This window comes from Bacillus sp. CECT 9360, from assembly GCF_918741275.1.
Classification (GTDB): domain Bacteria; phylum Bacillota; class Bacilli; order Bacillales; family DSM-1321; genus Peribacillus.
In genome coordinates this window covers 129,143-152,392 of sequence record NZ_CAKKNA010000011.1, presented here as the reverse complement: position 1 = coordinate 152,392, position 23,250 = coordinate 129,143, and the positions used below count along the sequence as shown (strand labels likewise).

General features: G+C 41.4%; 20 protein-coding genes. 9 read left to right on the top strand and 11 right to left on the bottom strand.

Annotation, left to right across the window (positions count from 1 at the left end; all coding sequences use genetic code 11):
• Nucleotides 1–11 precede the first annotated feature (11 nt).
• Nucleotides 12–821, bottom strand: a complete 810-nt coding sequence (locus tag LQ216_RS14860; RefSeq protein ID WP_230130261.1) for a hypothetical protein — start codon at nt 819–821, stop codon at nt 12–14.
• Nucleotides 822–957: 136 nt separating this feature from the next.
• On the opposite strand from LQ216_RS14860, the gene LQ216_RS14855 reads away from it, so the two are divergent.
• The gene (locus LQ216_RS14855; protein ID WP_230130260.1) at nt 958–1,191 is read left to right on the top strand and encodes a DUF4368 domain-containing protein; all 234 of its coding nucleotides are present in this window, start codon (nt 958–960) and stop codon (nt 1,189–1,191) included.
• A gap of 7 nt (nt 1,192–1,198) precedes the next feature.
• On the opposite strand, the gene rlmD is transcribed toward LQ216_RS14855, so the two are convergent.
• Nucleotides 1,199–2,575 (bottom strand): 23S rRNA (uracil(1939)-C(5))-methyltransferase RlmD, encoded by a 1,377-nt coding sequence (rlmD, locus tag LQ216_RS14850; RefSeq protein ID WP_230130259.1) that lies wholly within the window; start codon nt 2,573–2,575, stop codon nt 1,199–1,201.
• 227 nt (nt 2,576–2,802) lie between these two features.
• Between rlmD and LQ216_RS14845 the strand changes: the two genes are divergently transcribed.
• Nucleotides 2,803–3,018, top strand: coding sequence for a methionine aminopeptidase (locus LQ216_RS14845; RefSeq protein ID WP_230130258.1), 216 nt, complete (start codon nt 2,803–2,805; stop codon nt 3,016–3,018).
• 66 nt (nt 3,019–3,084) lie between these two features.
• Here the strand turns inward: LQ216_RS14845 and LQ216_RS14840 are convergent, their stop codons facing one another.
• From LQ216_RS14840 to LQ216_RS14830, 3 genes are all read right to left on the bottom strand, one after another.
• Entirely contained in the window at nt 3,085–3,807 is a 723-nt protein-coding gene (locus LQ216_RS14840; protein ID WP_230130257.1) for an alpha/beta hydrolase, read from the bottom strand.
• Between the two features lie 16 nt (nt 3,808–3,823).
• Nucleotides 3,824–4,384 (bottom strand): GNAT family N-acetyltransferase, encoded by a 561-nt coding sequence (locus tag LQ216_RS14835; protein ID WP_230130256.1) that lies wholly within the window; start codon nt 4,382–4,384, stop codon nt 3,824–3,826.
• 66 nt (nt 4,385–4,450) lie between these two features.
• Entirely contained in the window at nt 4,451–5,365 is a 915-nt protein-coding gene (locus tag LQ216_RS14830) for a diacylglycerol kinase (RefSeq protein WP_230130255.1), read from the bottom strand.
• A gap of 358 nt (nt 5,366–5,723) precedes the next feature.
• Here LQ216_RS14830 and LQ216_RS14825 point away from each other — a divergent pair, with 358 nt between their 5' ends.
• From LQ216_RS14825 to LQ216_RS14815, 3 genes are all read left to right on the top strand, one after another.
• Nucleotides 5,724–6,518 (top strand): carbohydrate ABC transporter permease, encoded by a 795-nt coding sequence (locus LQ216_RS14825; protein ID WP_354959112.1) that lies wholly within the window; start codon nt 5,724–5,726, stop codon nt 6,516–6,518.
• A gap of 74 nt (nt 6,519–6,592) precedes the next feature.
• Entirely contained in the window at nt 6,593–7,657 is a 1,065-nt protein-coding gene (locus tag LQ216_RS14820) for a slipin family protein (protein WP_230130254.1), read from the top strand.
• Between the two features lie 464 nt (nt 7,658–8,121).
• Nucleotides 8,122–10,038 carry a glycoside hydrolase family 3 N-terminal domain-containing protein gene (locus LQ216_RS14815; RefSeq protein ID WP_230130253.1) on the top strand — a complete coding sequence of 639 codons (1,917 nt, stop codon included), beginning with the start codon at nt 8,122–8,124 and terminating at the stop codon, nt 10,036–10,038.
• A 552-nt stretch (nt 10,039–10,590) separates the two neighbouring features.
• Here LQ216_RS14815 and fabF read toward each other — a convergent pair.
• Complete coding sequence (gene fabF, locus LQ216_RS14810; RefSeq protein ID WP_230130252.1) at nt 10,591–11,823, bottom strand: beta-ketoacyl-ACP synthase II; 1,233 nt, start codon at nt 11,821–11,823, stop codon at nt 10,591–10,593.
• A 190-nt stretch (nt 11,824–12,013) separates the two neighbouring features.
• Here fabF and LQ216_RS14805 point away from each other — a divergent pair, with 190 nt between their 5' ends.
• Nucleotides 12,014–13,150 (top strand): HAMP domain-containing sensor histidine kinase, encoded by a 1,137-nt coding sequence (locus LQ216_RS14805; RefSeq protein ID WP_230130251.1) that lies wholly within the window; start codon nt 12,014–12,016, stop codon nt 13,148–13,150.
• A gap of 101 nt (nt 13,151–13,251) precedes the next feature.
• On the opposite strand, the gene LQ216_RS14800 is transcribed toward LQ216_RS14805, so the two are convergent.
• Nucleotides 13,252–14,880 carry a M4 family metallopeptidase gene (locus tag LQ216_RS14800; RefSeq protein ID WP_230130250.1) on the bottom strand — a complete coding sequence of 543 codons (1,629 nt, stop codon included), beginning with the start codon at nt 14,878–14,880 and terminating at the stop codon, nt 13,252–13,254.
• Between the two features lie 241 nt (nt 14,881–15,121).
• Nucleotides 15,122–17,911 carry an EAL domain-containing protein gene (locus tag LQ216_RS14795; protein WP_230130249.1) on the bottom strand — a complete coding sequence of 930 codons (2,790 nt, stop codon included), beginning with the start codon at nt 17,909–17,911 and terminating at the stop codon, nt 15,122–15,124.
• Between the two features lie 348 nt (nt 17,912–18,259).
• Here LQ216_RS14795 and LQ216_RS14790 point away from each other — a divergent pair, with 348 nt between their 5' ends.
• The gene (locus LQ216_RS14790; RefSeq protein ID WP_230130248.1) at nt 18,260–18,397 is read left to right on the top strand and encodes a hypothetical protein; all 138 of its coding nucleotides are present in this window, start codon (nt 18,260–18,262) and stop codon (nt 18,395–18,397) included.
• A 124-nt stretch (nt 18,398–18,521) separates the two neighbouring features.
• Here the strand turns inward: LQ216_RS14790 and LQ216_RS14785 are convergent, their stop codons facing one another.
• Nucleotides 18,522–19,715 (bottom strand): nucleoside transporter C-terminal domain-containing protein, encoded by a 1,194-nt coding sequence (locus tag LQ216_RS14785; protein WP_230130247.1) that lies wholly within the window; start codon nt 19,713–19,715, stop codon nt 18,522–18,524.
• A 947-nt stretch (nt 19,716–20,662) separates the two neighbouring features.
• Between LQ216_RS14785 and LQ216_RS14780 the strand changes: the two genes are divergently transcribed.
• Nucleotides 20,663–20,788 (top strand): hypothetical protein, encoded by a 126-nt coding sequence (locus tag LQ216_RS14780; RefSeq protein WP_230130246.1) that lies wholly within the window; start codon nt 20,663–20,665, stop codon nt 20,786–20,788.
• Between the two features lie 42 nt (nt 20,789–20,830).
• On the opposite strand, the gene LQ216_RS14775 is transcribed toward LQ216_RS14780, so the two are convergent.
• Entirely contained in the window at nt 20,831–21,286 is a 456-nt protein-coding gene (locus LQ216_RS14775) for an SRPBCC family protein (protein WP_230130245.1), read from the bottom strand.
• Nucleotides 21,287–21,601: 315 nt separating this feature from the next.
• On the opposite strand from LQ216_RS14775, the gene LQ216_RS14770 reads away from it, so the two are divergent.
• Nucleotides 21,602–22,198 carry an NAD(P)H-dependent oxidoreductase gene (locus tag LQ216_RS14770; protein WP_230130244.1) on the top strand — a complete coding sequence of 199 codons (597 nt, stop codon included), beginning with the start codon at nt 21,602–21,604 and terminating at the stop codon, nt 22,196–22,198.
• 83 nt (nt 22,199–22,281) lie between these two features.
• Here LQ216_RS14770 and LQ216_RS14765 read toward each other — a convergent pair whose 3' ends face one another.
• Entirely contained in the window at nt 22,282–23,250 is a 969-nt protein-coding gene (locus tag LQ216_RS14765; protein ID WP_230130243.1) for an oligopeptide/dipeptide ABC transporter ATP-binding protein, read from the bottom strand.

The window sequence follows — 23,250 nt, the reverse complement described above, 5'->3', positions numbered from 1 at the left end:
GTTATCCCCCTTTAGCTGATCAATACGCTTTTTAAAGCTTCTATGGAGTTTAAAAAGTCCCCTTTGTTCCTAGATGTCATTGCAACTCCTTTATTAGTATCTATTGTTATAACCGTCGTCTCATTAGACGTAATCTCTACAAATGCCTGATTTACATTATATTTCCTTGCACTTAAGAGTACTCCCATATTATTCAAGCTATACTCAGAATTGCGCCTGGAAACCGTTATACTGATTTTATTGGAATGAACATTTCGTCTCGATAATAATTCTAAGTAACTGTTACATAAAAAATTTATATTTCTTTCTAGCACTCTGTAAGGTGATACTCCATCTATTTGGATAATCCAATTAGTTAGATCCTCACAGTCTTCATCCTCATCGTCATTACTACTTTTATAAATTTCTACATTTCCAGCTATAGCTCGATGAAAGATTTTCACTTTATTGTGATTACTAAAATTCATTGAAAAATCGTTACTTGAAAACTTCTGAAAACTCCTAATAGCTTCTTGAAAATTTAAAAATAAATCCTCAACATTCTCATTGGCGGCAGCTTTAAAGTTAACGGTTATGTGATAATCCAATTGTAAAAAATTAGTTTTTAACAGTACACTAACTATTAACCTTCTCAATAATGGAATTTTTAAAACTATCATTGATAGAAAAGCACCTAATAAACCTAAAAGGGTCAACCCATCTGTATTTAACATTCCTCTCCAAGTAAATTCATCATTAAAAAAAGTATGCGCAAAAAATGATAAAATTATAAATGAAAGAGCAAAGTAAAATCCAATACCATCTATAACTTTCTTATACACAGCTCTCCTCCTTTAATCACATAAAATAACAATATAATATAATAATTTTACCAGATCATTAGCAAGCTTCCCATATTATTCCTAAAAGTCCGACAATAATATAATTTTTATATAAATATTATTTAAGAATTATCGTATGGTACAGGATAAGTTTCAACGATTAGAATTAGAAAAAGCAGAGATTAAAAAGTCAACAGCTGAGAAACAGGCAGTCATTAAAATCTCTGCTATCTTGGATCAACTGAAAGATTTTTTCAAATTCAAAACGTTAACTAGTGAGATGCTATTCAGTTTTGTTGAAAAAATCGAGGTAAATGAGACTAAAGATATTAAGATTTACTACAAATTTGCACAGATTGAGGGGCTTTAAGCCCCCCTCAGTCTTTTTTTAAAACTAACTGTGAAATGCACTCCACATGTGTAGTCTGCGGAAACATATCCACCGGCTGCACCTCAACCGTCCGATACCCACCATCCTCAAGTATCTGCAAATCCCGCGCCAGCGTAGCCGGATTACAGGACACATACACAACTTTTCCCAGCTTCATCTCAATTATGGTGTTCAGTAACGCCTCATCACAGCCCTTGCGCGGAGGATCGACAACCAATACATCAGCCTTGTTACCATTCTCATACCACTCCGTAATGACATCCTCCGCTGCCCCGACAGCAAACTCCGCATTCTCTATCCCATTCAACTCCGCATTCCGCCTCGCATCCTCAATCGCTTCCGGCACGATCTCAACTCCGAACACCTTCTTCGCTCTCTGCGCAAGAAAAAGAGAAATCGTCCCGATCCCGCAATAAGCATCAATCACCGACTCTTCCCCGGTCAATCCTGCATACTCCAAGGCCTTATCATAAAGCACCTTCGTCTGGTCAGGGTTCACCTGGTAGAACGACAACGCCGAGATCGCGAATTTCACGTCCCCTATATAGTCATAAATCACTTCATTGCCCCAAAGTACCTTTGTCTTCTCACCAAGAATCACATTCGTCCGCTTCGAGTTCACATTATGGACAATCGATTTCACATGCGGCAGACGGGCGACAATTTCTTCAACAATCTTATTTTTCTGCGGAAGCTCGGATGTCCTGGTGATAATCACAACCATCAACTCCCCAGTTGTCTTCCCATACCGGCCCATAATATGCCGAAGAACCCCTTTATGATTTACCTCATCATACGCCTGGATCCCAAGCTCACTGCAAATCTCCTTCACAGCCTGAATCGCTTCATTCACAGCCGGATGCTGGATTAAGCTTTCATTCGTATCGACGATTTCGTGGCTGCGCGGTTTAAAGAACCCGGCAATCAGTTTGCCGTCCTTCTCACCGACGGGTACCTGCGCCTTGTTTCGGTAATGCCAAGGTTCTTCCATGCCCAATATCGGATGGACCTTGACGTTCTCCAGCTTTCCAATCCGGGTAAGCACTTCACGGACCTGCTTTTCTTTAAACTGCAGCTGTCCTTCGTAGCTTAAATGCTGCAGCTGGGTGCCGCCGTATTTATGTGCCTCAGAATCTGGCACATCAATTCGGTGCTCGCTTCTTTCATAGATCTCTACCAGTCGGCCAAATCCATAGCCTTTGTTCGTTTTAATCACTTTGATTTGTGCCTTTTCGCCAGGAAGGGCGTTTGGGACGAAGATGGGGTATCCGTCCACCTTCGCCACGCCTGCTCCGTCGTGGGTCAAGTCCTCGAATATTACATCTATATAATCATTTTTTGCAATGGGTGCTGTTTTTTTCATGGTCTACTTCCTTTTCTATTAGAATCCCTTTAGAGACTGACAGTATTTTAACATATATCCGATCGATGGGACAAAATTGGTAAAATTCCATGCCGGGCTTAGTCACAAAATGAGTTCGTTTTTCATATTAAATAGTAATGAATATTTTTTTCCCTAAAACTCGAGTTTTCTTGGTATATAAATCCTATTTCTAAGCAAAATAAGGAAAAATAGGTGAGGTGAGTAGAATGGGACTATTTAGTGCGATATCTGCCTGGAACGCTTCCAGATTTGATAAGCATGTTTCGAATATGGAGGAAAAGGGGCTGTGCCCGGACTGCCGCGGCAAGGGGTTTAATGCGTATGCTCCGAATGAGTTTTACTATGCGAATGTGTACGAATGCAATGGCTGTAGCGGCTCTGGTTCGTTTACCGACTGGGCGGAAAATAATACGCCAATATAATATGCAAGTCAAAAGGACTGATGTTTAACTCAGTCCTTTTGTTCTTTCAGGCATCAACCTATTCAGCTAACGATCAATTTCCTCAAAAAACTCCTCAATCCTCTGCACGAATTCTCCCGTGCTCGGATGAAAGATATCCTCGCCTTCTTCATTAAACTCTCGTATATTCGCGTCCGGCACCGCCAGCAGATACTCCTTTGCTCCGTCTTCGGTCAGGCCGGCTCCTTGCTGTGTTCCCCGAAGCACGAGAACCGGGCAGTTTACATTTTTTAATGGCTCGAGGAAATGGATGTCTCTGGAGTCCTTTTCAATTTCCTTCAATGTAGCCATGCTGACCCTGTCCAGGACCGGCCTTTTTCTGTATGGGATTTCTGCAAAGAATTCCGCCCAGCCTTCTTCCAGGTTGGCTTGGATCGGCGGATAATCTCCAATGATAAGTCCTTTCATCCGGTCAGGATGGCTGACGGCATAGCCAAGTGCGTAGGATACGCCGCGGGCATAGCCGAAGAGGACAAAGTCATCGATTTCAATATGGTTGATCACACTTTCAATATCGGACACGTGATCCTCGAGCGTGTAGCCTTTTTCAGGGGTGTCGCTTTTCCCTCTTCCTCGCATCGTAATCACGAGAACCCTTCGCGGCAGCAAGGCCTGCAGGATATCTTCATAATCCTCGTCGATTTCAGCCATTCCCGGAATGATGACAAGCGGCGTGTTGTCGTCGGAAGATCCTGTATTATCTAGATAATGAATTTTGACATCTTCATTGTGCACCCAGCCTTCAAGCAATCTCTTCTCCTCCTTTTTATAGTATTTTCACCATATAATCATAGCTGTGATGATTGATTGTCATCATCCTTTCTGAGTGATATCCAAGCCTTTCATACAGGTGCCTTGCATTTGGATTATCCTTTTCTACAATCAAGGAAATCCGAGCATGCCCTTTCTTTTCTGCTTGCTGTTCGGCTGCTTCTATTAATTTCGTCCCGATACCTTTTCCCTGAAAAGCCGCTTTTACACTTATTGTATCGATATAATAGTCTTCAGGCTCCGCTTCCTTCTCGGCTTTAATAGCCGGATCCCCTGAAATTTCCCTCAACCGTTCATTAATGGGCAGGTCTAGTTCATCTGCTTCGCTTCCATGATAGACGACAATAATTCCGCTCATTTCATCTTCCTCCATGGATACGATGCAATTTCTGTAGCTCAACCTGTTGACGTCTTGTTGGAAATACTGCCGTAAAACTTCCATTATTCTACCCTCATCCTTCTCTCCTGTCAGCGCCTCGGCGATATCCTTGATCGCCTCCCGTATTAAATAAGCCGCTTCCACGGCATCATCTGGAGTTGCTCTTCGTATTATCACCTTGCCATCCCCTCTCCTTCTTAATTATGTTATAAAAAAAGACCACGCAAAGGTGGTCTTTCATGATTACTGATTCGCCGGATCATCAGGCAGTTCACCTGCCGGAACGAATACATCAAAATGGCGATATTGATTGACGAATTCAGCCGGGGCCAAACCGCCGAATTCTCCGTCCAGATTTAGCTGCATTTTATCTTTTGCCGTCACTTTGATCCGATTCGCCTTCACATAAATGACGTCGCGGTCGTTTATATGCTCGCCGCGGCTAGCCAGCGTAGCAATGCGAATAAAGTCCGCCAGGTTTGTCTTCTTTAAAATAAGCAGGGTAAACATGCCGTCGTTCAAGGAAGCGTCAGGCGCCAATTTTTCAAAGCCGCCGACAGAGTTGGTATTTCCGACGAGGAATAGCATGATTTCGCCTTCGAATATTTTGCCGTCATACTCGATACTGACTTCGGTTGCCCGGATGGACGGGAGCATTTCAATCCCTTTTAAATAATATGCCAGCTGCCCTAGCATCGTCTTCAACTTGCTTGGCACTTCATAGGTTAATTCAGTGAGGCGTCCCCCGCCCGCTATATTAACGAAGTATCGTTCATTCATTTTCCCAATGTCAATCGGCATTGTATGTCCCGCCGCAATAATATCGACGGCCGCTTCAACGGACCTTGGCATATGGATTGCGCGCGCGAAATCATTGGTCGTGCCTACCGGGATGATACCTAGCTTCGGACGCTTCTCGGCATCGGCCAGTCCATTAACGACCTCATAAATGGTTCCGTCCCCGCCCGCTGCGATGACGACATCGTAGCCGCGTTCAATTGCAATGCGCGCCGCATCCGTTGCGTCGCCTTCCCCGGTTGTCGCGTGGCATGATGCCTCATAACCAGCTTGTTCAAGCTTTGCCAACACTTCCGGCAGATGTTTCTTGATCGCTTCCCGGCCGGAAGTCGGATTGTAAATCAATCTTGCTCTTTTCATTTCCCATCATCCTAATATTAAATATAAATACTTTTCGACATTTTTCTTTAAATGAAGCGGAATTCACCCGAAGGTCCTTTCCCCATTTGATATGAGCCTCAAGTAGCTCAACACTCTTTTCCACCTTTCTATCTTACCTCTACAACCGCCTATTAATCAAATTAATTGAATACTTTTCCATTTGGATTTACCCCCTTTTCGACTATAACCTGCATATGTGGAACAACGCGTTCAAGATTTTCAATATGGGGTATGCTTCAGCGATGGCCTGGTTCCTGTTCATCTTAATCATGATCCTGACAGTCTTCCATTTAAAATTCAGCAACAAATGGGTGCATTATGATGGGGGTGACAAGAAGTGAACCATGAAATGAAATTCTATCAAACGATGAAATTTAAAAGAAAAACGAAAAATGCACTCGTGCTCACGATCCTGATTCTGGGCAGTATCGCGCTGCTGATACCGCTCTGGTGGATGATTTCGACTTCCTTAAAAACACCTGCCGAGATCGCACAGCATCCGCCTTCCCTTATCCCGGAGTCATTCCGGTTATCAAACTATATCGAAGCTTGGAAGACCGGCGCGTTTTCCCGCTGGGGGCTCAATACGCTATTGATCTCCGTGATTTCCACCATCGGCCATGTTTTTGTTAATTCGTTTGTGGCTTACGGATTTGCCAAGATTAAGTTTAGAGGCAGAAATACATTGTTTGTCATTTTACTAGCAACGATGCTGATTCCTGCTTTCGTTACATTGGTGCCGCAGTATATTATCTTTTCAAAGCTTGGCTGGGTAAACACCTACCTGCCGCTGATCGCACCGGCTTTCCTTGGCAGTGCCTTCTACATCTTCCTGCTGCGCCAGTTCATGCTGACGATCCCCGATGAATTCAGTGAAGCCGCAATCATGGACGGAGCGAGCCACTTTAAAATTTGGTGGCACATCATGCTTCCGCTCACGAAACCGGCGCTTATTATCGTGGCGCTGTTTGCCTTCAACGCAGCCTGGAATGATTTATTAGGACCGCTTCTCTACTTGGATGATGAGAGTTTATATAATTGCAGCTCGGCCTGCAGACGTTCAAAGGAAACGTACAAGTCCAATGGCATTACCTGGTGGCGATGTCCTTTACCGTCATGCTACCGACTCTGATTTTATTCTTTATCTTCCAGCGCTACTTTATTGAAGGAGCGAACCTTTCTTCAGGGTCGAAGGGGTAAAAAAAGATGCAAAACGCTTGGATTTCCAAGCGTTTTTTTATGTACGGACAGTGTGAAATATTATATACTTTCCATTTCCTGCTTGATACAATGATGATTAGAGATTCGTCAAGCCGTTGTTTAAAATCTTTAAACGATGTAGCCAATCGGCGTTTCTCTTTGGCGACTGGTATTTCCTTCGGGGTGCCAGAATCTGCGGGTTCGACTCCCAATTTGGGTTCACTCACAGCAGCCATATGTTTTGGCCAATTCTGCAGGTTAAGGCCTCCATTGTCCATTTCATTACTGTGGGTGGATCCAATCATGTTTATTCCAAGAGGTGAGAAGATGTTTGAAGTGATTTTTTGGATTGCCATTGTGTTTATATCAATAGCGGGAATTTGGTCGATTGTTACGAAATTCATCAGATCGGTTACAATCTTTGCATTTGAAAAAGGTGTCAGGTTTCACAATGGAACATTCAAGGATGTTGTGGGGCCGGGAAGGTACACCTATTTGACTAGCAGCACTCGTTTGGAAGTTTTTGATATGCGGCCTGCCGTTTTACAAATAAACGGACAGGAATTGTTAAGCGCAGACCATGTGGGAGTGAAAATCAGTTTAGCGGTTACCTATAAGGTTACGGATCCGCAGACCCTTCTTTCTGAATACAAAGATTACGATGAATATTTATATACGACCATCCAGTTTAAGCTTAGGGAAGCCATTTCCTCCATGGAAATGGATGAAATCTTAAATAAGCGCCAGAGTATTAACGAGAAAGTTAAAGAATTATTGATCAATGATGTTTCTTTGTCCGGACTTTCGATTCGCTCTGTTGATTTAAAAGACATTATGTTATCGGCTGACTTAAAGAAGGCATTTGCAGAAGTGATCAAAGTAAAAAAAGAAGCTCTTGCCTCACTGGAAAAAGCAAGAGGCGAAACAGCGACTTTAAGAAGTCTCGCAAACGCGGCAAAATTAATAGAAAACAATCCCGAATTGGCAAGGCTCAGGCTCATTCAGACGATCGAATCCTCACAGGGAAATACTTTTGTGATTGATACTGGCCAAAATAAGCAGCCGGAATGAGGTTTTGTTCAGGCTGGACGAATGGCAAACAGGCTCCTGAGTATTTATAACACAGGAGCCTGTTTGCTGGATGCTCCGTTTCTTAATGGTGGAACAAACCCGTTATTAACGGGTTTAATGGAATCCTCTTTCAACCGGTATTTCCGACCTTAATTCTTGCACCGTATTCATAAGTTCATTAACGATTTATGCAGGATTCGCAGGCAAAACCAACGTTAAGGCCATCCTTGCCTCGTTGCCTTTTGTCAAATGACTTATAGGAATAAAGAAAGTCACTTTGTAATTCCTCATACCTATATGACAGATTCACGGATAGTCCCTATTTACCAAAAATAGGTTTTAGAGGGGGTAGCAATAGATTCTTGAAGATGAAATATAGTATACTCTCGATGTAAGCGCTACCAAATACATAAAGGAGGTAGAGCGTAATAAGGCAGGAACGTAAAGCATAGGAGGAGATCAGGTTGGCGAAGAAACGTTTGAAGCACTCCATTCTTACTGGTTTGACCCTGCTGGCCCTAGTAGGGTCCACGATAGGCGGCCAGTCCAATCATGTAAATGCCCAGGACAAAGGGAAAGTCCTTCCCTACAAGAATCATAGACTATCTGTTGAAAAAAGAGTAGACGACCTGCTTTCGCGAATGACACTGGAAGAAAAAATCGGGCAGATGGTGCAGCCTGAACGGAATGCGGTTACTGCAGCCGATATGAAACAGTATGGAATTGGGTCTGTCTTAAGCGGCGGCGGATCGCTGCCGACTACAGGAAATTCCCCGGCTGACTGGGCGAATATGGTCGATGATTTCCAGAGAGGTGCCATGTCCACCCGCTTGGGTATTCCGATTATTTATGGCGTAGATGCCGTTCACGGTCATAACAATGTATACGGCGCCACTGTTTTTCCTCATAACATTGGCTTAGGCGCTGCAAATGATACACGCTTGATGAAGCGGATCGGACAGGCGACAGCCAAGGAAGTCCGTGCTACAGGAATTTCGTATGTATTTGCTCCGGTTTTGGCAGCTCCTCAGAATATCCGCTGGGGCCGCACCTATGAAGGCTATAGCGAAGATCCACGGGACACCGGAAAGCTTGGTTCGGCACTGGTCGAAGGCCTTCAGGGTAATGTGAAGGACCGCGACTTCTTAAAGGGTGAGCATGTAGCCTCTTCGATTAAACACTTTGTCGGAGATGGGTTGACCGAAGGCGGAGATGACCAGGGAAATGTAACGGAATATACGGATGAAGAAATCAGGAAGCATATTAAACCATACAAGGAAGCGATTAAGGCAGGAGCCAGAACGGTGATGGTCACCTATTCAAGCATTAATGGCGTGAAAACACATGGCGATCATCACATGATTACAGAAGTATTAAAAGGAGAGCTGGGCTTTACAGGCTTCGTCATTTCTGATTATAATGGCCCGCAGCAGATTGCCCCAAATGATTTTAGACAATCGATTAAACGAAGTGTAAACGCGGGTATCGACCTGTTCATGATTCCGCATGACTGGAAAAACTTCATCTCTACCACAAAAGAGCTTGTGGCTTCAGGCGAAGTGTCCCAGAGCCGTATTGACGATGCCGTAACAAGAATCCTGCGGGTTAAATTCGAGAACGGCCTGTTTGAAACACCTTACGCTGACCGTGATTTAGTCGCCGAGGGAATCGGCCAGGCTGAACATCGGGCCATCGCGCGCGAAGCGGTTAGAAAATCACAGGTTCTATTAAAGAATGAACATAACATTTTGCCGCTTAAGAAGAATAATTCTAAAATTTTCGTTGCCGGCAAGAAGGCCGATAATATGGGCTACCAGGCTGGCGGATGGACCATCAGCTGGCAGGGAGGCTCCTCCCAATGGATGGGTCAGCCTGAAAAGAATTTGATACCGGGTACTTCGATCCTTGAAGGGATTCAACAGGCAGCCGGAAAAAATACGAAGGTGGACTTTAGTGAAGATGGTTCAGGCGCTCAGGGACACGATGTAGCCATTGTCGTAATCGGTGAACCGCCTTATGCTGAAATGTTCGGTGACCGCGATGATTTAGGCTTGCTTCAAGAAGATATCGATCTAATGAACAAAGTAAAAGCAACTGGTGTGCCAATGGTTGTCCTTCTTCAGTCCGGCCGCCCAATGATTCTGACCGAGCAGTTAAAGGATATGGACGCACTGGTCGCCTCCTGGCTTCCTGGCAGTGAAGGTGCAGGCATTGCAGACGTACTGTTTGGCGATTATCCATTTACAGGCAAGCTATCCTTCACATGGCCGAGAAATATCGAACAAGTCAACAGCCACGATAAAACACACCCACTGTTTAAAAAAGGATTTGGGTTAAAAACGAAACAAACCAGCAACAAGAAGCATGCCACTGTAAAATAATGATTGAAAAAGGACAAAGGCTGGCAAATTGCTGTCAGCCTTTGTTTTTTGGATAATTGTTAGACTTTAAAGGTAAATCCCTTTGAAAAGGTTTTATCCATATATACCTAAATAAAAAAGCACATGAATCCTTTTGGATCAACGCACGTTTTATTTACGGGTTAATATCCCCTTTTTTCAGGCATCATCTTAAAAGCATTTGCTAATTCAAGCGCAGTATTGGTTTTCTCAATCGAATCCTCTTGGGCCTGTTCAACGAAAGCACCTGGCAGTTGTATAAAGAAAAATCCACTTACATTTAATTAAATCCTAATGATATATTCCACTTAAACGAAAATAAACCGTTTGCCTTTGCTGGCCTATGGGATACATGGTCCAGAAGAGAATTTCCTCTTATATTTTACCATTTCTTAGATTTCCAACAAAAAGGGACGTTAATTCTCTTTGGGTAAACAAATCATTATGTGCAATAGGGGCATGAATCTGCCCCTGTTTTTTATAGGTATCTTTGCTCAAAGTGCAAATGATTTTGCAAAATTTTACCTTGCTAAATTATACAGCCTTAAAGATAAGGGCAGTATTATGCCCGCCGAACCCCATCGCATTGCTTAGAGCAGCTTTTATGTGGACTTCCCTTGCTACATTCGGTACATAATCCAGATCACATTCAGGGTCCGGAGTGTCTAAATTGATGGTTGGAGGAACCACACCTGTTTTGATTGCCATCAATGTAAGAATGGCTTCCACAGCACCCGCTGCTCCCATCATATGTCCGGTCATCGATTTTGTGGAACTGATAGGGGTGTTATAGGCATCCTCTTGTAAAAATGTCTTGATTGCCTGGGTTTCCGATTTATCATTGTAAATAGTGCTTGTACCATGGGCGTTTATGTAATGGATGTCCTTTTTACCCAGTCCTGAGTCAGCCAAAGCAAGTTCCATTGCCCTTGCTGCACCTTGTCCTCCGGGAGCGGGGCTCGTGATATGATACGCATCCGCAACGGTTGCATATCCAACAATTTCTCCGTAAATAGGGGCATTTCTTTCGATAGCCGAATCTAATGATTCCAACAATATGGCACCCGCTCCTTCACCCATTACAAGCCCATCCCTATTCTTGTTAAATGGTCTGCAGGCTGATTCAGGATTGGGATTTTGCGAAATGGCGCCCATCGCACAAAATGCCCCAATTCCGAGGGGAGTAAGAGAAGCTTCTGATCCTCCAGCTACCATAGCATCCGCCTCACCCCTCTGGATCACTCTGAAGGCATCCCCAATCGCATTCGATCCGGATGCACAGGATAAAACGGTGCACATATTTACGCCTTTCGCCCCTAAAGCAATCGACACCTGGCTCGCCGCCATATTCGATATCACCGTGGTTGTAGCAAATGGATATAAATTTTGGTAACCGCCTTCCTGGAGGCTCCTATAGCTCTCTTCGAAACTTTCAATTCCTCCGATTGCAGTACCAAACGACACCCCAATCCGTTCTGCCGTAATATTCTCTCCAATCAGCATCCCTGCATCACGAACCGCCATTAGCGATGAAGCTACCGCATATTGTGTAAACCGATCCATTCGATGCCTTTCGTTCACTTCCATATAGTCAGATAGATGAAAACCTTTCACTTCCGCCGCCGTTTTGGCAGAAAAATCAGTACTGTCGAATCTTGTTAATAAACCAATTCCAGATTTTCCTTTTACAACTGAATTCCACATTTCTTCGGCTGTATTGCCCACAGGGGAAATAGCCCCCATGCCTGTGATTACAACTCTTTTCATTGTAAAGCCCCCTTTTTTATATATAATTATTAATTGGACAATTTTCTTTAAATTCCTTTTTTTGGTACAAAAATTATAAAAAATGTGGAAAATTGTCTGTTTTTATTCTATGGATGGAACTGAAACTTGGAGGAAATTGGAATGATTTATCGAATAAGTAAATGATTATTGTATAAGGGGAAGTGTAAACATGGGCACATCAATCACACAAGAACCATATAATATTAGGCTAGTCCAATTCCTGGACGATCATAAACCTGGGATTTTTCAAGAATGGCACGATTCCTTCAAAACAGATGAAATGGACTTCAGCAACGAGCAGATGAAAGAAAATGGCTTTCTGATGTACTCTGTGCTTAGGACTGCCATTAGCGGGCTTGAATCCCAGTCCACCCTTACCGACTTGGCTCATAAAGTTGCAGCTGAACGGTTGGAGGCGAATATCAATATTGGCAATTTTGTGTACAATATTAATTTAGGACGAAGTATTATTATCAAATATGCGATGCAATCGGAAATACCCCTGAAGTATTTATATACATTCATTAACAACATCAATAAGTACTTTGATCAATTCTGTTTTGACACCGTTACTGAATATACGAATTTAAAAGATCAAGAATTAGAGGAGAAAACTTTATATATCAGTGAAAACCACAAGGATAAGTTAGCCATACTTGGACAAATGTCATCCAGTTTTGTTCATGAATTTAGAAACCCGCTCACTTCTGTCATAGGGTTTAATAAATTGCTTAGAAAAGAACATCCCAATGTGAAATACTTGGATATTATAGAAAATGAACTACAGCAGCTTAACTTTAGAATCACGCAATTTTTGCATACATCTAAAGCAGAGTTTAACGATCTAAATATAATTATCGAGGAGATTTCCATCATTCAGCTATTTAATGACATACAGCAATTAACCTATCCCAGCATCGTTGATAACGATGTACAGGTTGTGACGGACATTCAGCCTAGTTTAATCGTCACCGCCAATAAAGATGAGATCAAACAAGTGCTCCTCAATCTATTCGTTAATTCCATTGATGCGTTAAAAGATTCTGCCAAACCCAGGTATTTGAAAGTTTCTTGCAATGTTGAGGCAGGACACTTAGTCGTTCGAATTTCCAATAATGGTCCGATGATTGCACCTGAGCATATAAAAACGATATTCGAACCCTTTTTTACCACAAAAGAACTCGGCACAGGAATCGGACTGTTTGTTTGTAAGAAAATCATTGAAAAAAACGCCGGCTCTATACAATGTGATTCGAATGAGACTGCAACGACATTTAGCATCAATCTGCCTAGCTTACACTCATAGATGTATAGAGACCGCAGACTTAAAAAGGAATCCTCTTAAATAACAGCAGCAGAAAAAAAGCCAGACTGTTAAAGTCTGGCTTTTGCGCGAGTGTATAACTATTATTTTACTCCTACCGCATCAAATGCTTTGCTTACAGTTGTCACTTCCGGGCTTCCTGCTCCGTACAGATCGGCCGCAGACTGTACAATGCCAGCGCGGGCTTGCGAGAAGGATGTGGACGCTGTCAGGTATACGGTGTTGGCACGATAAAAAATGGCTCCTAGCTTTTGAACGCCAACGCCTTGAACGCTTATGCCATAATGCGTGCCGCCCGAACCGATTAAATAGGCTGCTTTGTTGATAATGCCACTATTGATATGGACACCGCCATTATCATCCGTACCGGTGTATCGTTTTGAATAATGGTCAGGATCGCCGTATTTCGCCGGGTCTGACATAGAGCGGAGAGCATCGCCGGCAATCGCAGGAGTATAGATATCTTCTCCGATGTCATAATCAGCTTTCTGGGCTTGTCCATTGAATTCGACAACCGTTCCGAAAATATCGGATATCGCTTCATTCAATGCCCCTGATTCATTCTGGTAAATCAGTCCTGATTCCGTATCCGTAACGGCATGTGTCAGTTCATGCGCTACGACATCAAGTCCCCCGGATAAAGGCCTGAATGTCGTGCCGTCCCCATCTCCGTATACCATTTGAATCCCATTCCAGAACGCATTGTTATACTTGTTCCCATAATGCACCGTCGACTTTAAAGCGCCTCCGAGGTTATCATATGAATTCCGGTTATAGGAAGATTTATAGAAATCATAGGTTTTGCCTGCATAATAATGTGCATCGACCGCCGGGGCATCATAGACCGCTTTAAAAACATTATCACTGTCAGCCCATAATGGGCCAGGAAGCCTTTGGGCATTATTGGCATTATAGGTGAAGACCCCTTTGCCTCGTGTATTATCCTGTAAATAATAACGGCCGCTTGAAAGGGTTGTGTTAAGAGAAACCGTATTGTTGGTCAACCCTGTTCCGGTCCCCACTGCATTTGTGCCAGACACTTCATGCATGCCATTATACTTATTAAGGACTTGTCCTGTTTCTGCTGAAATGAAATAATAATAGTTTCCTGGTGAAGGCTCTAGGAAATTCAGATTCACTTTATAGGCATATTCTGCCGCTTCCTTATCCGTGAACACCACTAGCTCGGCAGTTGGCACTCTTTCATATACAGGTGTAACACCTAAATCTTTTTCTGCAATCTTAATGGCTTCTTTATTCTTGATTCCTTGTTTGGACTTCCCCGTAAGCTTATGATCTAACTCATCTACTACGGAACCGGAAATGACGTTTAGAACACCATCCTCGGAGATGACGACTGCCTGGGTTGACCCCCACACCGGAATCCCTTCAAAGATTTGCTGCATTTTAAGGATCGTATTGCCTTTTTGATCGGTCTCTTGTTTTGTGATGGCAAATTGCTCTTTCGCATCTTTCTTTCCCAGTTTATAGGATTCTTTATGCTGATTCAGATAATTAAATATGATTTCTGTTTTTTTACTGTTTGACGGGCCTGTTAGCTTACCGGATTTATACTCCAGAGAATCCAATTTTTCATTATACTCTGTAACGCTTAAGACGTTCTGCGTGGAGGCTAATGCATTTGAATCAGCGACATTCGTGGCTAACAACCCAAGTGATAAAACTGCACTAACCAAAAGCTTCTTTTTCATAATCTGTTCCTCCTAAAGTTTTTTTCATGATGTGCGCTGAAAATCTGTTGCTCTAAACCTATCAAACTACTAAAGGTTTAACAATTGGGAAAATTCTGAATCTATCACCTCCTTTTAATGAATTATATACGAACAAATGTTCCGTAAACAATAGGATAATAGAACTAATGTTCTGACCTTTCGAAAAATAAATAGAGAGTGTCAAAGTAGACACCCTCTTTCTATTAAAAATGGAAATATACTACATACCTTTTTTCACAAAGAACTTATTTGCCAATTCCTCTGCCTCGACAGGCCTACTAAAGTAATAGCCCTGCATAAAATGGCAGTTGTTTTCGATGAGAAACTCAATTTGTTCCTTCGTCTCTACCCCTTCAGCGATGACATCCAGCTGCAAATTATGGGCCAGCGTTATAATCGTATTCGTAATCGCAGCATTATGAGTGTCTTGAATGATTTCCTTTACGAATGTCTGATCGATTTTTAGCGTATCTATCGGGAAATTCTTTAGATAACCTAATGATGAATAGCCTGTTCCAAAGTCGTCAATCGCGATCTTTACTCCAAGATTCTTTATTTCCCGCATGATGCTTAAGGTAGCATCGGTGTTTTGGATGATCGCATTTTCGGTTAACTCAAGCTCCAAATACTCAGCAGGCAACTTCGTCTCTGCTAATATATTTTTGATTACCATTGTCAATTCCGTTTTTACAAATTGCTGGGCTGCTAAATTAACAGAGACCCTGACAAAAGGATATCCTAAACTATGCCATTTCTTTGTTTGTTCACAAGCTGTTCTAAGGACCCATTCCCCAATTGGCACAATTAGTCCGATTTCTTCTGCGATCGGGATGAACTCAGCAGGGGGTATCATTCCTAAGGTCGGGTGGTTCCAGCGGATCAGAGCCTCTACACCGACTATTTCATTCGTTCTATAGTCAATCTGGGGTTGATAGTGGATAACAAACTCTTGGTTCGCCAAGGCTTTGTGCAAATCATTTTCTAATTTCACGCTTTCAAGACTTCGAATGCTCATGCTTTCCTTATAAAATTGATAATTAGGTCCTGATAGCTCTTTTGCTTTATACATCGCCGTGTCAGCGTACTTAATTAACTCCTCGGAGCTGTCTCCGTGACAAGGATATAGACTAATGCCCATGCTGGCATTTACAAATACATCGTTTCCATCCAAACTGATAGGCTCAGAGAAAGACTTTAGGATCATGTCAGATAATCCTCTTACTTCATCTTCACTTTTAACGCTTGGTAGAATCATTGTAAATTCATCGCCGCCTTGCCGGGAAACGGTACACCCATTAGGAAGAAGATTGTTAAGGCGGTCCGCCACTTTTTTAAGCAATATATCTCCATAACTATGGCCAAAGGTATCGTTAATTTTTTTGAAACGATCTAGATCGAGAAACATGACCGCCAGCTTCTCTTGGTGGCTCTCGGCATACGCTAAGCCTTGATTTAATCGATCCATAAACAGCACTCTATTAGGAAGATTTGTTAAACTATCATAATATGCATGGTATCTTATTTTATCTTCCATTTGCTTTCTATGTGTAATATCTTTGAACGTAACGACATACCCGACTATTTTGTCCCCTTCGAGTATCGAAGAAGAAGCAAATTCAACGGCAAATTGGCTGCCATCTTTTTTGAAAAAATGTTCATCCGTCGTGTATGAATTAGATAAGGCGACGAATTCAGTTTCATCACGGCCGCGCGTACGCTGATAAATTCTGCTGAATGGCTCTCCAATTAACTCCTCTTTATCCTTATAGCCAAGCATATTTACGGCTGCAGGATTGCAAAAAGTGAAATTACCGGTAAGGTCTACACCGAAAATGCCGTCACCTGCTGAATTGAGTATCAGTGCGTTTTCCCGGCTCAAACGCCAGAATTCCTGAACAGCGGTCTCCAATTCTGCGTTTTTTTGCATAAGTTCCGAGGTCCGGTCCTGGATAATCAATTCCTGTTTTTCAACGATGAGAAGATTAGAAAGAGCTAGCGCGGTCGCGTCCACGACGGATTGGGCAAGCTGAAGGTCCGCGTCCGTAAATGTTTCCGCCGATTCATCAAATACGGCAACCGGAATCGTACCAAGCACCTCTCCCATTGCAACAAGCGGCATAACATACAACCCTACGATACCAAATTGCCGGCAAATATCATGGTCAGGCCTATCATCATTGTAGACGTTGGGTATGTATACGGCCTGCTTCGTACTCATCACTTCGTTGTATAGGACATCCGTACTGTGGTCAAAATTTCCGTCCTGATGTGTTTTTTTCCAGTCGTCTAACGCCCAATCGCTTTCAAGGCTTAAGCTTTGCGGTTTTATCTGTCTTTCAGCAATCGGATCCAATATGTGTGCGCCGACATTTTTGTTTTTCAATACACTGCGTACATAATCGAAACAAAGTTCTAATGCGTTTTGCATGGATGAACATAATGACAATTCCCGATTAATATCTAACAATAATTGCTTTTCGGCAAGCAGGCGTTCTTTCCGAACAAAGCTATTAGAATTTCGTATAGCTACGGCAGCCATGTTTACATAAGCTTCAACCGTCTGAATTTCAGATTCAGATAAATTCATTTGAGCCCCATAATCGAACAAATAGACAATTCCATATATATCATCATCATAAAAAATAGGTACACATAATAATGATTTAATGCCGAAAGCATCGACAGGCATTGGATCAGGCCTGGTATCTTCTGAAGTATCAGGAATATAGATGGCTTTTTTAATAACCAATGCTTCTTTTGCCAGCTTATCTTGTTCGGGATCAACAACGAGCATGTCTAAGGTCATACCGTTCATGACCTCCGGTTTCCCCACATATCCGCGAAACGTTCCATCTCCCTGGGGCAAATAAATGCCCACGGCGTCACATTGGACGATTTCCTCGGAAATGGCTAAAACCACATGTTCCAGAACTTCCTTTAATTCGAGCTTGGTGTTAATAATCTTCGTGATATTCGCTAAACGGGAATATCTTGTCTGGTTTTCAAGCATTTGTAATCCCCTGCCCAGTTTAGGATTTTATTAGTACCTGACGCTGTGATCTTTAAATATTTATCATGAGAAAGATGTTCTATAAGTTACAGTATAAATCTAAATATTTTGTGATGGGATAAAAAACCTACCTTTACTTCAAAATAAAGGTAGGTAAATCATCTACTTATTAAATATATCGTAATATTTCAAATTTTTTTAATACAAAATTCTCCATACTTATCTCTTAGTACTCCTTTTTCACATATTTATTTTTAAATACAACAAGAGATTGTTAACAATGTTTAAAATTACAAAATTCGCGAACAATATTTTCAGTCATTTCTCAAAAGGAGGGACCAGATTATTATGTTCAAGGAGACCTTACCTTTACCTTTATTATCGGATGAATTTTTAGATCAGGTTGCAAATGAAATTAACAAACTTTATGGCTGGCCCGTTCAGGAAAACATTGAGGTTCCGGAAAATAGTGAAAATGAAAAGTAATTATCGCTACATTAGCCGGATAAGAGGGAAAAGCAAAGGAGCCGAAAGCCGGCTCCTTTTTGCTATCTAACGCATCTTTTAGTGGAATACGGCGGTGTTTCATTCCTCATATATTATTTAGCGCTTACCAAACGAATAATCCGACAACCATAGCACTTAACAGGGAGACTGCCATTCCGCTAAGCAACAGCTTCCATACATTTCTTCCGATGATGTGCGATTTTTCTTCATCGAGGATGGAATTAAATGTTCCATAAATCATGCCGACTGTACTAAAGTTGGCAAAAGAGGTGAGGAAAGTGACCGCAACCGCTACTGTATGCGGAGCCAGGCTGCTAATCTGATCTTTTAAATCAAGCATTGCAACGAATTCATTGGTGGCAAGCTTGATTCCCATTAATTGGGCGACATACATGGCATCATGTCCTGATAACCCAAGTAAGAAAGCGAACGGGCTAAAGATAACAGAAAAGATCTTCTGAATCGTCAATCCATCCACCACGAAACCTAATATACCGTTTACGCAGGCTGTTAACGCTACATAACCGATGACCATCGCCATGATGACGATAACCATCTTGATTCCAACTAGCATACTGTTCGAGATCGTGGAAAAGAAATCTTTCCGTTCCTCTTTAGTCGGAACATAAACAATATCTTCTTCTTTGCTGACATCGACCGGGTTTAGCATGTTTGCAATCAATAAAGCATTCAAACAGTTTAGGGGAATCGCAACAAATACATAGGTTGCTGGAACCATTGATAAGTAAGCTCCTATGATCGAGCCGCTGATACTGCTCATACTCATGATTCCAAATGTCAGCAAACGCTGACCTCCTAGGACTCTCAATTGATCGCGGAGAACCGCCAGAGCTTCCGTATTCCCAAGAAACATCATCTGGATAGAGAAGAAGCTCTCAAGCTTTGGTAAACCTGACACTTTTGAAATGAGCCAGCCTACTTTATCGATGATCCAAGTCAGTAAACCGAAATACGATAGAATATCAAAAAACGTGATAATGAAAATAATTGGCATTAAGGCACTGAAAAAGAAATCAACCTGCTCATTCGCCATCACAGAAGGGAAGACAAAAGAAATCCCTTCATTTGCACATGAGATCAACCAGGTAAAGAAAGATGCAATTTGATTAATGACCCATGTCCCTATTTCAGTCGATAACATGAACCAGGTTATAACCAATTCAACAACTAGCAAGGTAAGGATGGATTTCCATTTAACCTTTCTTTTATTAGGTGAACAAAGGTAAACGAGACCTATCACAACTAATACGCCCAATATATTTAACAAGAAATACATTTTTTCATCTCCTCAGATATATCATTTCCCATTTATTTTTCCATATAAAAAAAGCGCTTATTTTTTCACACTTTCAGCCACAGGACAGAAAGCATGAGAAAATAAGAACTTCTCTTGAAACACAGCATACTATATTGATTTTCTAATTTCAGGAACCAAGTGATTGGATTCTCCTATATTGCAGCCCACATCCCGAAGCAAGTCATTTGGTATAATATAATGAATGTTTCTATCCTGAAAAATTAGGGAAAAGACATAGTATCTAGATAATTAAAGGAGTAATAATATGAAATTTATTTTGTTAATCGTCTTAATTGTTGCGGCGTATTTTCTGTATAAAAGATTCATGAATAAAAAGCATTAAAACCTGCACACCGAGCTATATCACCTAATATTGTTAGGAATACCTCGTTAATAAAAAGAAGGTGGTACTTTAGCATTAAGCAAAGCCTCCACCTTCTTTTTACATCTTTATTTTTTCAAATGGTAAGGTGAAGTGGTGATAATTACATTTCTTCTATAAAGCAGGTAGGCCCGTATTAATAAGCTTGATTGGTTATGAAGAATATTATGCCAGCCCTGCTTTGTTAAGCTTCTGTTCCCCTAACTCCGTTGATTTTAAAGGTCGTCCAATTAAAAACCTCTTTATAGAAGAAATCATGATTTCCCCACCACCAGATATTAATAAGAATATAATGCCCCTATAATGAAATGAAAAACGGCTAATAAAAAATGTCTACAAGTCATATCTTAATAGACCTACCTTGTAACGATTCACCCTTTGGACATAACGGTTCCCCCGTACCATTAGATCAGCGATTTAGAAATATGAAATTAAGGCTCCTAGGTTTTTCCTATGTATATACAAAAATAGATTAGTACAATGTTTAAAATTACTTAATGAGCGAACAATAATTTCAGGCATTTCCAAAAGGAGGAATCAAATTATGTATAAGGAGACCCAGCCTTTATTATCTGATGATTTTTTAGTTCAGGTTGCAAATGAGATCAACAAACTTTATGGCTGGCCCGTTAAGGAATTAAATGAAGTTCCGGAAAATAGTGAAAAGTGAAATGTAACTATTGCTAATTAATCAATCAAAAATATTAATTAGTTATATGTTTAGGGGCGGCAAGGTATTTCCCGTTTCGAGCAAGCTCTTTAGGTTGCTTAGAATGGCCGGCCATCCATTATTTAAGCCCCTAAAGGTATCGTTGTCTTCAACATAGTCCGCATCCACCAGATTGTCATGTTTAAGCGTTAGCTTTACTGTAGCTTCCATTTGTTTCAGCTCAAAAGTAACCTTTGTGGGAAGTTCGCGGGGTGTATCGTCACCTTCTATTTTCCATGTAAAAGAAAGTAAACGATGCGGCTCGCACTTTAGTATTTCCCCGTGATCGACGACTAGCCCATTCCGCTCATAGGTGACGGTTGAACCTTCTTGCCAATCGGATTGAATTTTGCTTCCGAAGAAATATTTTTCGGTAAAATCGCTGCTTGTCAATGCTTCCCATAGTTTCTCCGGTGTGGTGGCAATGTAGGTCACATAGACGAATGTTGATTTTGTCATTATGCTTATCCTCCTCAAGTTTATTTTTCAATTCACTCAACGTTTCTATTCGGTGGTGTTCATATTTGTGGATCCATCGCTGATAATTCTCGGTTCTTTCGGTCGACATATTTGCCCAAAACTCACTTTTTTAAAAACGTATTGATCAAAAGAACTAGGAGAACACTACGTATAAATCAATCCTTTGACAACAGAAATTTATTGCAGTATTATGTATCTCGTATTCAAAATATTTTAGTTGAGTATAATTGCAAATATTTAGCAACTTTAGAATACAAAGATAAAGAAAGATACAGGTAATAAAGGGGGTGCAGCATGGGGTTTTTAAACAAATTATTTGGTGGATCAACTAATGAGGAGGAAAAACAAATGGAAAAATTAAATATTGGAATTATCTTGGGAAGCACACGTCAAGGACGGGTAAGCCCACAAGTAGGAAAATGGGTAAAGGAAATTGCTGACAAACGTGGAGATGCAAATTATGAAATCGTCGATATCGCAGACTTCAAATTACCATTCTTAGGAGAAGGTACTGGTGAAGAACCAGGATTGAAAGCTTGGTCAGAAAAACTTGCCAGCTTAGATGGATTCGTATTTATCGTCCAAGAATACAATCACAGCATCACTGGAGCATTGAAAAATGCACTGGATTCAGCCCGTGATGAATGGAACAATAAGGCAGCAGGTATCGTTAGCTACGGTTCAACAGGTGGAGCCCGTGCAGCTGAACATTTACGTGGAATCTTAGGAGAATTACAAGTTGCGGACGTTCGTATACACCCAACATTGTCATTGTTCACTGATTTTGAAAACTTCAGCGAGTTCAAACCAGCTGAATTACATCTTGATAATATGAACACGATGCTTGACCAAGTAAACGCTTGGAGTGGCGCATTAAAGACTTTGCGATAAAATATTGCAAGAATAAGTAAATTGGGGGGATGATTATTCATCCCCTTTTTTGCGTACTAAGTAGTACAAGTAATCTTCCCTTATTAGTCATAAAGGTGACAAGCAACGAAATGCTTCGGGGAAACTTCCTGCCACTTTGGTACGCTATCGGAACAAATCTGCATAGCCCTTGGACAACGTGTGCGAAAGCGGCAGCCGCTTGGAGGATTCAAAGGGCTTGGAACGTCTCCCTTTAAAATAATACGTTCTCGCGCTCTCTCAAGCTTAGGATCAGGAATTGGGATTGCTGATAGCAAAGCCTGAGTGTAAGGATGCAGAGGATTGTCATATAAATTCTCACTTTCGGCCAATTCTATTATCGTTCCTAAATACATGACGGCGATACGATCACTAATATGCTTAACCATTGATAAATCATGGGCGATAAATAAATACGTCAACCCTTTTTTTTGCTGTAAATCTTGCATAAGGTTTACAATTTGTGCTTGTATGGAAACATCTAACGCAGCAATAGGTTCATCAGCTATTATAAATTCAGGTTCTACAGCAAGAGCTCGGGCAATTCCTATGCGTTGCCGTTGTCCTCCGCTGAACTCATGCGGATAACGATTAGCATGCTTTTTATCTAAGCCGACCGATTCAAGCAATTCATAAACTTTATCTTTAATTTCCTTTTTGCCAAGATGAACTTCATGATTGTTAATCCCTTCTGATATTATCTCTAATACAGTCATCCTGGGATTAAGAGATGAGTATGGATCCTGATATATCATTTGAATTTTTTTCTTCATTCTTTTAATATCTGCCGCTGTTTTTATCAACTGAAGATCTTCCCCATCATAAACTACTTTTCCTGAGGTAGAATTGTATAATTGGATAATAGTCCGGCCAGTTGTCGATTTACCGCAACCAGACTCCCCCACTAAACCTAAAGTTTCCCCTTTATAAATATCAAAAGATACATCGTCAACTGCTTTTAATACTTTACCTTTTCCAACACTGAAATATTTTTTTAAATGTTTAATCTCAATGAGCTTCTCTTTTTCTTTCAT